Source organism: Pseudomonas fluorescens, from assembly GCF_002837185.1.
GTDB lineage: Bacteria > Pseudomonadota > Gammaproteobacteria > Pseudomonadales > Pseudomonadaceae > Aquipseudomonas > Aquipseudomonas fluorescens_AM.
The window spans coordinates 16,190-28,285 of the sequence record NZ_KZ477988.1 but is presented as its reverse complement, the minus strand read 5'-3'; the positions used below and the strand labels follow the sequence as shown (position 1 = coordinate 28,285).

The window sequence follows — 12,096 nt, the reverse complement described above, 5'->3', positions numbered from 1 at the left end:
CGACATCCGACGGGCAGGCTTTTCATGCCGTCGGACAAAGCAGGCATAATACCGCGCCTTTACCCGTCAACCGGTAGCCCCGTGAACTCAACGCCCGCTGTGAATACCTTGCGCCCCTCGGCTTGTCCGGGGTTGCTGCGTATTGTCCAGGCGTTGGACGGTGGCATTTGCCGGGTCAAACTGGCCGGTGGTTCGATTACCGCGGCCCAGGCCAACGCCGTGGCGGACGCCGCCCAGGCTTACGCGGGCGGGGTGATCGAGGCGACCAATCGGGCCAACCTGCAGATTCGCGGGATCGGCGCCGAGCAGGACGCCTTGATCGCAACGCTGCTGGCGGCCGGCCTCGGCCCGAGCAATGCGGCCGGTGATGACGTGCGCAACCTGATGCTCAGCCCCAGCGCCGGCATCGATTCACAGATGCTGTTCGACACCCGCCCGATGGCCGCGCAGATCCTCGCCACGTTGGAAAACCATCCGCGCTTTCAACAATTGTCGGCCAAGTTCGCCGTGCAGCTGGACGGCGGTGAAGCCCTGGCGATGCTCGAGCATCATCATGACCTGTGGCTGTCGGCGTTTGTGCGCGAGGGGCAGACGCTGCTGGCGTTCGGCCTGGCCGGCTGCCCCGGCCTGAATGCGCCCGTGGCGGCCGTGCCATTGAACCAGGGCCATGCACTGGTGGTGGCGGTGCTGGAGGCCTTTCTCGACCTGGCGACGCCCGAGCAAACGCGCATGCGTCATCTGGCTGTGGATAAGTTATTGAGCCGCCTGAGCCTGCCGCTGCTGTCGGCCCGGGGCTTCAAACGCCCGGCCGGTGGTGCGTTGCTGCACATCGGAAGTTATCCCCAGCCCCAGAAGAATCAGTTCTACGTCGCGGCAGTCGCGCCACTGGGTCGCCTGGATCCGCTGATGCTTCAGGGCGCCGCGCAGCTGGCCAGCGAGTACGGTGATGGCACGTTGCGCTTCACGCCCTGGCAGGGTGTGCTGCTGCCTAACATTGAGCGCCCTGGCGCCGTCACCGAACGCTTGGGGCAACTGGGCTTTCTCTGTTCAATCGACCAGCCCTTGGCCCGCATGATCGCCTGCACCGGTTCCAGCGGTTGCGGCAAGGGCCTGGCCGATACCAAGGCCGATGCGGTGCAACTGGCCGCCTTGCAGCCCGGTGTCGAGGTGCACCTGTCCGGTTGCCCGCGCTCCTGCGCCGCCGCGCACACCGCGCCGGTCACCTTGCTGGCGGTGAGCCCCGGCCACTACGACCTCTATTTTCGCGACGCCGCCCATTCAGGTTTTGGCCGGCTGCACGCGCGTACTCTTTCCATTGAAGCGGCGGGCGCCCTGTTACGCGCTCGCCCACGGAGCAACACCGATGATTGATTACATCCGCGACGGTCAGGAGATCTATCGCAACTCCTTCGCCATTATTCGCGCGGAAGCCAACCTGGACCGCATCCCGGCCGATCTGGAAAAACTCGCGGTGCGGGTGATTCATGCCTGCGGCATGGTCGAGGCGATCGACGGCCTGCAATTCTCCGAAGGCGCGGGCAAGGCCGGGCGCGATGCGCTCGCGGCGGGTGCTCCGATTTTATGCGATGCGCGGATGGTCTCCGAAGGCGTGACCCGTACGCGCCTGCCGGCCAATAACGCGGTGATCTGCACCCTGCGTGACGACAGCGTGCCCGAGCTGGCGCGGGAGTTGGGCAACACCCGCTCCGCCGCTGCGCTGGAATTGTGGCGCCCGCACCTGGCAGGCAGCGTGGTGGTGATCGGCAACGCGCCGACCGCCTTGTTCTACCTGCTGGAAATGCTCGACGCCGGTGCGCCGAAACCGGCGTTGATCCTCGGTTTCCCGGTGGGCTTTGTCGGTGCCGCCGAATCCAAGGCGATGCTCGCCGCCGACAGCCGTGGCGTGCCGTTTGTGATTATGCAGGGCCGCCTGGGCGGCAGTGCCATGGCCGCCGCCGCCGTCAATGCGCTCGCCACGGAGGTCGAATAATGCAGCCACGCGGACGTCTGATCGGCCTGGGCGTAGGGCCCGGCGACCCGGAGCTGATCACCCTCAAGGCCCTGCGCCTGCTGCGCGAGTCGCCCGTGGTGGCGTACTTCGTGGCCAAGGGCAAGAAGGGCAACGCGTTCGGCATCATCGAGGACCATTTGGTGCCGCAACAAACCCTGATGCCCCTGGTGTACCCGGTGACCACCGAGGCGCTGCCGGCGCCGCTGTCCTATGAGCAAGTGATCAGCGACTTCTACGATACCGCCAGCGTCGACGTGGCCGCGCACCTGGATGCGGGCCGCGATGTGGCAGTGATCTGTGAAGGCGACCCGTTCTTCTACGGCTCTTATATGTACCTGCATGACCGCCTCGCCGAGCGCTATGAAGCGCACGTCATCCCGGGCGTGTGTTCGATGCTGGGCGGTGCTTCGGTATTGGGCGCGCCGCTGGTGTATCGCAACCAGAGCCTGTCGGTGCTGTCGGGCGTGTTGCCGCACGACGACCTCAAGCGCCGGCTGGCGGATGCCGACGCGGCGGTGATCATGAAGTTGGGGCGCAACTTCCACAAGGTGCGCCAGGTACTGGAAGAACTCGGTCTGGCCGGGCGCGCGCTGTACGTGGAGCGCGCCACCATGGCCAATCAGAAAATCGTGCCGCTGGACCAGGTGGAGCCGATGTCGTCACCGTACTTTTCGTTGATCATCGTGCCCGGTGAACGGTGGCAAGGTTGATGAGCCCGGCGATTGTCATTCTGGGCCAGGGTAGCCTGGCGACTGCGCGCAAGATCCAGCAGCGTTACCCGACGGCATTGATCCACGGCCTGACCGGCCGGGTCGACGGTGCGGACCAGAGCTACCCTGAATTCGGCGCCACACTGCGCCAGCTCTACCAGCAGGGGACGCCGCTGATTGCGCTGTGCGCCGCCGGCATCGTCATCCGTACCCTCGCGCCGCTGCTGCTTGAAAAAGGTGAGGAGCCCGCCGTGCTGGCCGTTGCCGAAGACGGCAGCGCCGTGGTGCCACTGCTGGGGGGGCTGGGCGGTGTAAATGTGATGGCGCGGGAGATCGCCGCCGCGTTGGGAGTGACGGCGGCGATCACCACCAGCGGCGAGTTGCGGTTCGGCACCTGCCTGCTCAACCCGCCCAAGGGCTATGAGTTGGCGGACCTGGAACTGGGCAAGCGCTTTGTCTCCGACCTGCTCGCTGGTGAAAGCGTGCGCATTGAAGGCGCGGCGCCCTGGCTTGCGCAGGCCAACTTGCCGCAGTCCCCGCAGGCGCGCCTGGCGATCCATGTGGGCAGTGCCGAGCGCGTGCCCGCCGCCAACGAATTGGTGATTTATCCGAAAACCGTCTGCGCCACCTGCAAGCCAGGCGTGCACCTGGCCGCACGTGTGCGCACGGCCTTGCATGAGGCAGGCGTTGCCGTGCAATCGCTGGCGTGCCTGCTCGCCAGCGATCTGCAGATGGCCGAAGCGTCGCTGCATGAGGCCGCGTTGGAACTGGGCGTACCGCTGCGGTTTGCCAAGGTCGAGCCGCAGGCGGACATCAGCCTCAGTGTGGCCGAACAGCCGTTGGACGTGTCACAGGTCGGCCGCCCACGCGGGCGCCTTGCCGTGATCGGGCTTGGCCCCGGGGCCGCTGAATTGATGGTGCCGGCCGTCAAGACCGAGTTGGCGCGCTGCACCGATGTGCTGGGCTACGAAACCTACGTGCGCATGGCCGGGCCGTTCCGTGATGATCAGGTGCAGCACTGCACGGACAACCGTGAAGAAATGCAGCGCGCCCGTCACGCCTTCGAACTGGCCGCCCAAGGACGCTCGGTGGTGGTGGTGTCGTCCGGCGACCCGGGTGTGTTCGCCATGGCCGCTGCGGTGATCGAGGCGTTGCATGAGTCCAGCGACCCGGCCTGGCACCAGGTCGACCTGCAAATCCTGCCGGGCGTCTCGGCTTCCCTGGCCACCGCTGCCCAGGCCGGGGCGCCGCTGGGGCATGACTTCTGTGTGATGTCGCTGTCGGATAACCTCAAGCCGTGGTCGATCATCGAAAAGCGTTTGGACCTCGCGTCCCAGGCTGACCTGGCCCTGGCATTCTACAACCCGATTTCCCGTGCGCGACCGTGGCAATTGGGGCGTGCGCTGGAGATCGTCGCACAGCACCGCACTCCTGAAACGCCGGTGGTGCTGGGCCGTGACATCGGTCGCCCGGGCCAGACGCTGCGCGTCACCACGTTGGGTCAACTGGCCCCGGACCAGGTGGACATGCGCACCATGGTGCTGATCGGCTCGTCCACCACCTGCACCTTTGCGCGTGCCGGTGGCGGCGAGTGGGTGTACACCCCGCGCTGGTACGGCGATAAACCCGCCTGCTGAAAACAGCTCGGCGGCGGCCCGAAAGCTCCGAATGACACAGGGATTTTCCTGTTGTCGTTCGGGGCTTTTTCTTTTTTTCACGACGAAACAACGAGGCTCATCCTTCATGCCGCGTTATAGCTGGCCGGCGCGTTTTGCCGGGCCGCGCCAAGGGATGTTTGTCGCCTGGAAAGCCTGTCGGTGACTGGACTAGTGTGGTTACAAGCCCCGAGTCGGGGTGTACGTGGAGAATTGGAAATGGAGCGACACCACAGAAGGATCAACAGTACAAAACGGCGCAAGCTGATTGCCGCTTACAAATTGCCGGGTGCGCCGGGCACGCCCGCGACTTTACCGCTGGACACCGAAGATGACTGCAATGCGGCGGTGGTCAACAACGGGGTGATTTCTTTTGCCGAGGGGCTGTCCGGGCTTAACCGCGAGTACATCCGTAAAAGCTACCTGCTGGCCAGCCGTTACGTGAGCGATGTATTGAAGGTGCAGCGCGGCACTGAGGCGTGGTACGACGAATTTATCAACGTCATGGTCAGCCTCGGCTGGCTGCCGTTGCGCAGAAGCTTCGAGCGCGTTTCACGCGCCGGCAAAGGACTGACGGTGCAACTGGCGGCGCTGAATATCATCGGCGCGATGCTCGCCTCGATGTCGCTGTCGGGGCCGCTGCTCAGCCTGCTGCCGAAACTGGCCGCCGATGCGCTGGAGGCCATGAAGCAACAGCCGGCCTCTTTCGATTTGTTCAAGCGCAACAGCAGCGTGCACGAAGGCGGTGACTTCGGCGTGGCGTCCTGTGCTGAAACCAATGGCCAAGTGATGATGGTATTGGTGACCTACAGCAGCCACGGCGTGAGCAAACAGGTGGGGTTGCCGTTCCTTGAATGGGACAGCTCATCGTTCGAGGCCTTCAGCGGGCAGACCTGCCTGGTGCTCAATACCTCGGTGGTCAACGAAAAGACTATCCAGCTGATGCGCGACAGTGCCGGTGACAACGTGCAGTCGGCCATTGCCAAATACCGGATCTAGGTCACCAGATAGCCACGGACCCCGGTAAAGATAATTTGCGCGGCCAGGGCGCACACGAACAAGCCCATCAACCGACTGACAATCTGCAAGCCCTGGTCGCCAAGAATGCGTTCGATCCGATTGGACAGGTACAGCACCACACCCACCGTGAGACTGGCCAGGGCGATGCTGAGGATGGCGGTGAGCTTGTCGTCCCAATGGGGCTGGCTCACCCCCATTACCAGCAACGCACCGATGGTGCCGGGGCCGACCGTGAGCGGGATGGTCAGCGGTACGATGGTCACGTCCTGCTGCACGTTATCGGTCTGCACCGCCGATTTGCCCTGGGCCATGCCCAGGGCGGAGATAAACAGCACGCTGCCGGCGCCGATGCGGAACGCGTCCACGGTGATGCCGAACACACTGAAAATAACCCGGCCGAACAGGTACAGCAGCACGCTCGACACCAGCGTCGCCAACGCGACTTTCCACGCCAGGCGCCGCCGCTCCTTGCTGGAATAGCCGCGAGTCAGGCTGATAAAGCAGGACAGGACGAAGAACGGGCTGTAGAGCACCAGCATCTTCAGGTAAACGCTGAATAACACGTGGAGCATGGGGGGACTCGCGGGCGGTGGAAGTGCAGTGAGTCTATCAGGCGACGCGAATCAAATGTGGGAGGGGGGTTGCCCCCGATAGCAGTGTGACAGTCAGCTTATTTGTAACTGACACACCGCAATCGGGGGCAAGCCCCCTCCCTCATTTGAGTGCATTGCAATTAGGACGGAGCGTGTTCCGGGCGTTGCTGGCGCTGTACAACCCAATAGTCCACCAGCTCGCGCAACTGTGACAGCTCCACCGGCTTGGCCATATGCCCGTCCATCCCGGCCTGGCGCGCGCGTTCTTTATGTTCCGAGAGAATATGCGCCGTGAGCGCCACCACCGGCGTGCGGACACGTTGGTGGCTGACTTCCCACGCGCGTAGCTGCTGGGTGGCGGAGAAACCGTCGAGGATCGGCATTTCACAGTCCATCAGCACCAGGTCATAGCGCTGGGCTTTCATTGCCTCCAACGCTTCTTCGCCGTTGCTGGCGGTATCCGGGTTGAGGTTGAGCTTGCCGAGCATGCCGCGTATCACTTTGGTGGAAATACTGTTGTCCTCGGCCACCAGGATGCGGAAGTCGCTGGGCACGGTAATGGCTGCCGGCGCGGCGGGAGCGGGGCGAGGGAGGGCTGCGCCTTTGCTGCGCTGGGTCAGTTCGTCGGCCAGGGTGGTCTTGAGCGTATAACCGGCCACCGGTTTGGCGAGGATGCGCTTGATCCCGCAGTTACGCGCGATGATCTTGCTCGGCGCGTTGCTGATGCCGGTGAGCATGATCAGCAGGATATCGTGGTTCAGGCTCGGGTCTTCCTTGATCTTGGCCGCCAGTTGCATGCCGGTCATGCCGGGCATGTTCTGGTCCAGCAACACCACGTCGAAGTAATCGCGCAGGTGCGCCTTGGTGCGCAGCAGGGCCAGGGCTTCTTTGCCCGAAGCCACGGCGCTGACGTTCAGGCCCCAGGCCGAGCATTGCTGCAGCAGCACCTTGCGGCAGGTGTCGTTGTCGTCCACCACCAGTACACGCGCGTCCTTGAGCGGGCCGTCGAGATCGGAGGTCGGGTGCTCGAGGCGTTCCGGGTCAAGGGGCAGTGTCAGCCACAGGGTGCTGCCCTGGTGACTGCCGCTCTTGACGCCGAATTCGCCGTTCATCAACAGGACCAGCTGGCGTGCGATCACCAGGCCCAGGTGGCCGCTCAAGCGTGTCGCCGAGAGGAAGTTCTTGCTGTGCAGTTCGCTGTGCAACAGGGCGTCGCGCTCGGCGGCTTCCATGGGCACGCCGCTGTCTTGCACTGCAATGCGCAGGCGCGGCTTGCTGCTGCGCTCGTCGAGGGCAACGACGATCAGCACTTCGCCCTCGTCGGTCTTATGCAGGGCGTTTTCCAGCAGGCTCAGCAGCGCCTGGCGCAGGCGTGTCGGGTCACCGCTGATCACGCGCGGCACCTGGGGCTGGATGAAGCTGATCAGCTCGACATTCTGCTGCTCGGCCTTGGCGCGGAAGATGCTCAAGCAGTCGTCGATCAGCGCGTTGAGGTCGAACTGCACATCATCGAGTTCGATCTGCCCCGATTCGAGCTTGGAGATGTCGAGGATTTCGTTGATCAGGGTGAGCAACTCGTTGCCGGCGCTGTGGATGGTCTGCACGTAATCGCGTTGTTTCACCGACAACGGCGTGCCCAGCAGCAACTCGGTCATGCCCAGCACGCCGTTCATGGGCGTGCGGATTTCGTGGCTGATCTTCGCCAGGAACTCGGCCTTGGCCGCGATTTCGGCGTTGCTCGCGGCCAGGTCGCGGCTGAGGCTGAAGCGGGTTTCAACAATGGCGCGCTGGCGTTCGCCGAGGGCCAGGCTCATCAGCAGCCCGCTGATGCAAATGAAACTCAGCAGGGTGATGATCAGGCCCTGCGGTGCCACCAGCGTGAGGCCGAGCAGGGCGGGAAGAATGATCAGCGTGCCGATGTTGAACACCACCATCCCCGCCACGAACAGGCGCGCCGGACGATAGCCCTGTTGCCAGTGATAGGCCGAGACAAACAGCATGCTCAGGCCGGCCAGCGCCACCAGGGCATAAGTGATGATGTTCAGCGGCAGGGTGTTGACGAACAACAGCAGCAGGCCACACAGCACGATCAACAGTATGTCGGCCATCAACAGTTTGTTCAGCGGGTGCGGGCCCAGGGGCATGAAGAAGCGATAGGCAAACATCAGCCCGCACGGCGCGGTCAGCAGCAGGGCGAGGTAGGCGCCGGGGGTCTGGATCGCGTGCCAGTTGGGCAGCCATGGCCCCACCACGTTGAGCAACAGCGCCAGGCTGAGCATCAGCAGGCATTCACACGCGGCCAGCCACAGGCTGCTGCGCGAGCGGTGGTAGGCGAACCGCGTGAGGTTATGCAGGATCAACATCAGCAGGACGCCGAACAGCAAGCCGTAGACCAGCGTCTGGTTCTGGTTGGCGGCGGCGAGTACGGCGGGCTCCAGGGTGATATAGGGGCGTAGCTCGTGCTCCGACACCAGGCGCAGGTAAACCTCGAGCGGGCGCTGGCTCTGTGGCATCGGCAGCATGAAGTCACTGCTGGGCAGCGGGCGCTCGGCCTGGGGTTGGCGCGTGCCGGTGGTTTGCTGTTCCACCAGGGTGTCGCCGTCCAGCACATACAGGCTCAGGCTCGACAAGTCCGGGGCGAACACCCGCAGCACCTGTTCATGCTTGCCCGGTTGCAGCTTGAAGCGCACCCACAACGCACCGTCCGGCTGCGCGGCGGTAATCCGGTCCAGTTCGATGGGGCTGAATTGATTGGTATAGCGTGAGGAACGGATGTCGCTCAGTTGCAGGTCGGCCTGATCATCGAGCAATACTGCCCAACCACTGCCTTGCGCCGCGGCTTGAGCCGGGACCAGGCAGAGCAGGGTCAGTAGACTGACTGTAAAAGCTAAGGCGATCCTGAGCCAGCGCACGGCGAAGTCCCTTCGTAGGTGAATGCACGGGTTAACTATGCGCGGGGCGGCATGAGTACGGCAAGGGCCAGAGGCCCTTACCTACCCGAACGGATAGCTACTCAGTTGTTCTCGCCGCGTTCACGGGCAATGGCGCGGTAACCGATATCGGTGCGGTAGAAGCAGCCTTTCCAGTCGATTTTCGCAGCCAGCGTGTACGCTTGCTGCTGCGCGGCGTCGACGCTGGCGCCCATCGCGGTGGCGCACAGTACGCGGCCGCCGGCGGTGACGACCTTGCCGTCCTTCAACGCAGTGCCAGCATGAAACACCTTGCCTTCCAGCGCAGCGGCCGCGTCCAGGCCCTCAATCACATCGCCCTTGGCGTAATCGGCCGGGTAACCGCCGGCCGCGAGCACGATGCCGACGCTCGGGCGTGGGTCCCACTGTGCTTCGACCTTGTCCAGGGCCTGGGCCAGCGCGGCCTCCACCAGCAGCACCAGGCTTGATTGCAGGCGCAGCATCACCGGTTGGGTTTCCGGGTCGCCAAAGCGGCAGTTGAACTCGATGACTTTCGGGTTGCCGGCTTTGTCGATCATCAGGCCGGCATAGAGGAAGCCGGTGTAGACGTTGCCTTCGTCGGCCATGCCACGCACGGTCGGCCAGATCACCAGGTCCATGACGCGCTGGTGCACCTCGGGGGTGACCACCGGCGCCGGGGAGTAAGCGCCCATGCCGCCGGTGTTCGGGCCGCTGTCGCCGTTGCCGACGCGCTTGTGGTCCTGACTGGTGGCCATCGGCAGTACGTTCTTGCCGTCGACCATCACGATGAAGCTGGCTTCTTCGCCGTCGAGGAATTCCTCGATGACCACGCGCGAACCGGCATCCCCAAAGGCGTTGCCGGCGAGCATGTCGCGCACGGCGTCCTCGGCTTCCTGCAGGGTCATGGCGACGATCACGCCTTTACCGGCAGCCAGGCCGTCGGCCTTGATCACGATCGGCGCACCTTTTTCACGCAGGTAAGCCAGGGCCGGCTCGATCTCGGTGAAGTTCTGGTAGTCGGCGGTCGGGATCTTGTGGCGCGCCAGGAAGTCCTTGGTGAAGGCTTTCGAGCCTTCCAGTTGAGCGGCGCCGGCGGTCGGGCCAAAGCAATCCAGGCCACGGCTGCGGAACAGGTCGACGACGCCAGCCACCAGCGGCACTTCCGGGCCGACGATGGTCAGGGAGACGTTCTTTTCGGCAAAGTCCGCCAGTTGCTCGAGCGCCAGCACGTCGATGGCGACGTTTTCGCACTTGGCTTCAGTGGCGGTACCGGCGTTGCCGGGCGCAACGAAGACTTTCTGGACACGTGGGTCCTGGGCAACTTTCCAGGCCAGGGCGTGTTCGCGGCCACCGCTGCCAATGATCAAAACATTCATTTCAAAAACCTCAAATTCTGTAGGCGTCGCAGGAACGCTTTATGTGGGAGGGGGCTTGCCCCCGATTGCGGTGTGTCAGATAAGGATCAGTTGCCTGGCACACTGTCATCGGGGGCAAGCCCCCTCCCACATTTGGATCAGTGGCGGAAGTGGCGCATGCCGGTGAACACCATCGCAATACCGGCTTCATCAGCGGCGGCGATGACTTCAGCATCACGCATCGAACCACCCGGTTGGATCACGGCGGTCACGCCGGCTTTCGCGGCATTGTCCAGGCCATCACGGAACGGGAAGAACGCATCGGAAGCCATCACCGAACCCACCACCTGCAAGCCGGCGTGTTCAGCCTTGATCGCGGCGATACGCGCCGAGTTCACACGGCTCATCTGGCCGGCGCCGACACCGATGGTCTGGCGGTTCTTGGCGTAGACGATGGCGTTGGATTTGACGTACTTGGCCACTTTCCAGGCGAAGATCAGGTCGTTGATCTCTTGCTCGGTCGGTGCGCGCTTGGTCACCACTTTCAGGTCCTGGCTGCCGATCATGCCGATGTCACGGCTCTGTACCAGCAGGCCGCCATTGACGCGCTTGTAGTCCCAGGCAGCGGCGCGGTCAGCCGACCATTCACCGCAGGCCAGCAGGCGCACGTTGGCTTTGGCCGCGACGATGGCGCGTGCCTCTTCGCTGACGCTTGGCGCGATGATCACTTCGACGAACTGGCGCTCGACAATCGCCTTGGCGGTCTCGGCATCCAATTCACGGTTGAAGGCAATGATGCCGCCGAACGCCGATTCGGTGTCGGTGGCGTAGGCCAGTTCGTAGGCCTGGCGGATCCCGCCTTCAGCGTCCGGGCTCACGGCCACGCCGCACGGGTTGGCGTGCTTGACGATGACGCAGGCCGGTTTGACGAAGCTCTTCACGCATTCCAGCGCGGCGTCGGTGTCGGCCACGTTGTTGTAGGACAGCTCTTTGCCTTGCAGCTGGGTCGCGGTGGCAATGCCGACTTCGGCCGGGTTTGCCTCCACGTAGAACGCCGCGCTCTGGTGCGGGTTCTCGCCGTAGCGCATTTCCTGGGCCTTGATGAACTGGCTGTTGAAGGTGCGCGGGAACTGGCTGCGGCCTTCTGTGCTCAAGGTTTGGGCCGCTTGGTTCACGGTGCCCATGTAGTTGGCGATCATGCCGTCGTAGGCGGCGGTGTGTTCGAACGCCTTGAGCATCAGGTCGAAACGCTGGGCGTAGGTCAGGCCACCGGCTTTCAGGCTTTCGAGCACGTTGGCGTAATCGCTGGCGTTCACCACGATGGCCACGTCTTTGTGGTTCTTGGCCGCCGAGCGCACCATGGTCGGGCCGCCGATATCGATGTTTTCGATAGCGGTCGGCAGGTCGCAGCCCGGCTTGTTGATGGTGGCTTCGAACGGGTAGAGGTTGACGGCCACCAGGTCGATCGGCTTGATGCCGTGCTCGGTCATGATGGCGTCGTCGATGCCGCGACGGCCGAGAATGCCGCCGTGAATTTTCGGGTGCAGGGTTTTGACCCGACCGTCCATCATTTCCGCGAAACCGGTGTAGTCCGCGACTTCTACTGCGGCCACGCCGTTGTCCTGCAGCAGTTTGAAGGTCCCGCCCGTGGAGAGGATTTCCACGCCCAGGGCTTCCAGCTCCCGGGCAAATTCGAGGATCCCGGTCTTGTCGGAAACACTGATCAAGGCGCGGCGGATCGGCAGGCGGGTAGTCTGGTCGGTCATCTCAATTTCCATCAAAAGCAAAGGAGTCAGCAAAAAAGGCGACCGGTTTTACGCGG

At 63.7% G+C, this 12,096-nt stretch carries 9 protein-coding genes; 5 read left to right on the top strand and 4 right to left on the bottom strand.

The window, feature by feature from the left end; translation table 11 throughout:
• Positions 1-24 precede the first annotated feature (24 nt).
• The 5 genes from cobG to CIB54_RS05000 all read left to right on the top strand — a co-directional run bounded on the left by cobG (position 25) and on the right by CIB54_RS05000 (position 5,375).
• Entirely contained in the window at positions 25-1,371 is a 1,347-nt protein-coding gene (gene cobG / locus CIB54_RS05020; protein WP_101218868.1) for a precorrin-3B synthase, read from the top strand.
• A complete protein-coding gene (locus tag CIB54_RS05015) occupies positions 1,364-1,990 on the top strand; it encodes a precorrin-8X methylmutase (protein WP_065951453.1) in 627 nt (208 codons plus the stop codon). The genes cobG and CIB54_RS05015 overlap by 8 nt, the downstream gene beginning before the upstream one ends.
• The gene (locus CIB54_RS05010; protein WP_101218866.1) at positions 1,990-2,721 is read left to right on the top strand and encodes a precorrin-2 C(20)-methyltransferase; all 732 of its coding nucleotides are present in this window, start codon (positions 1,990-1,992) and stop codon (positions 2,719-2,721) included. Before CIB54_RS05015 ends, CIB54_RS05010 begins: the two co-directional genes overlap by 1 nt.
• The gene (gene cobJ, locus CIB54_RS05005) at positions 2,721-4,358 is read left to right on the top strand and encodes a precorrin-3B C(17)-methyltransferase (protein WP_065951451.1); all 1,638 of its coding nucleotides are present in this window, start codon (positions 2,721-2,723) and stop codon (positions 4,356-4,358) included. Before CIB54_RS05010 ends, cobJ begins: the two co-directional genes overlap by 1 nt.
• Before the next feature lie 237 nt (positions 4,359-4,595).
• Positions 4,596-5,375 carry a hypothetical protein gene (locus tag CIB54_RS05000; RefSeq protein ID WP_101218864.1) on the top strand — a complete coding sequence of 260 codons (780 nt, stop codon included), beginning with the start codon at positions 4,596-4,598 and terminating at the stop codon, positions 5,373-5,375.
• Here CIB54_RS05000 and CIB54_RS04995 read toward each other — a convergent pair.
• The 4 genes from CIB54_RS04995 to purH all read right to left on the bottom strand — a co-directional run bounded on the left by CIB54_RS04995 (position 5,372) and on the right by purH (position 12,040).
• Positions 5,372-5,968, bottom strand: coding sequence for a MarC family protein (locus CIB54_RS04995; RefSeq protein ID WP_065883442.1), 597 nt, complete (start codon positions 5,966-5,968; stop codon positions 5,372-5,374). The genes CIB54_RS05000 and CIB54_RS04995 overlap by 4 nt on opposite strands.
• Before the next feature lie 161 nt (positions 5,969-6,129).
• On the bottom strand, positions 6,130-8,901 hold the full coding sequence (locus CIB54_RS04990; RefSeq protein ID WP_065951449.1) for a hybrid sensor histidine kinase/response regulator: 2,772 nt from the start codon (positions 8,899-8,901) through the stop codon (positions 6,130-6,132).
• 101 nt (positions 8,902-9,002) lie between these two features.
• Positions 9,003-10,295 carry a phosphoribosylamine--glycine ligase gene (purD, locus tag CIB54_RS04985; RefSeq protein WP_065951448.1) on the bottom strand — a complete coding sequence of 431 codons (1,293 nt, stop codon included), beginning with the start codon at positions 10,293-10,295 and terminating at the stop codon, positions 9,003-9,005.
• Positions 10,296-10,432: 137 nt separating this feature from the next.
• Positions 10,433-12,040 (bottom strand): bifunctional phosphoribosylaminoimidazolecarboxamide formyltransferase/IMP cyclohydrolase, encoded by a 1,608-nt coding sequence (purH, locus tag CIB54_RS04980; RefSeq protein ID WP_065951447.1) that lies wholly within the window; start codon positions 12,038-12,040, stop codon positions 10,433-10,435.
• Positions 12,041-12,096: the final 56 nt, after the last annotated feature.

Bases quoted from the DNA above. Each gene is read 5' to 3' on its own strand.
- cobG (WP_101218868.1), top strand. From the start codon at position 25: ATGCCGTCGGACAAAGCAGGCATAATACCGCGCCTTTACCCGTCAACC.
- CIB54_RS05015 (WP_065951453.1), top strand. From the start codon at position 1,364: ATGATTGATTACATCCGCGACGGTCAGGAGATCTATCGCAACTCCTTC.
- CIB54_RS05010 (WP_101218866.1), top strand. From the start codon at position 1,990: ATGCAGCCACGCGGACGTCTGATCGGCCTGGGCGTAGGGCCCGGCGAC.
- cobJ (WP_065951451.1), top strand. From the start codon at position 2,721: ATGAGCCCGGCGATTGTCATTCTGGGCCAGGGTAGCCTGGCGACTGCG.
- CIB54_RS05000 (WP_101218864.1), top strand. From the start codon at position 4,596: ATGGAGCGACACCACAGAAGGATCAACAGTACAAAACGGCGCAAGCTG.
- CIB54_RS04995 (WP_065883442.1), bottom strand. From the start codon at position 5,968: ATGCTCCACGTGTTATTCAGCGTTTACCTGAAGATGCTGGTGCTCTAC.
- purD (WP_065951448.1), bottom strand. From the start codon at position 10,295: ATGAATGTTTTGATCATTGGCAGCGGTGGCCGCGAACACGCCCTGGCC.
- purH (WP_065951447.1), bottom strand. From the start codon at position 12,040: ATGACCGACCAGACTACCCGCCTGCCGATCCGCCGCGCCTTGATCAGT.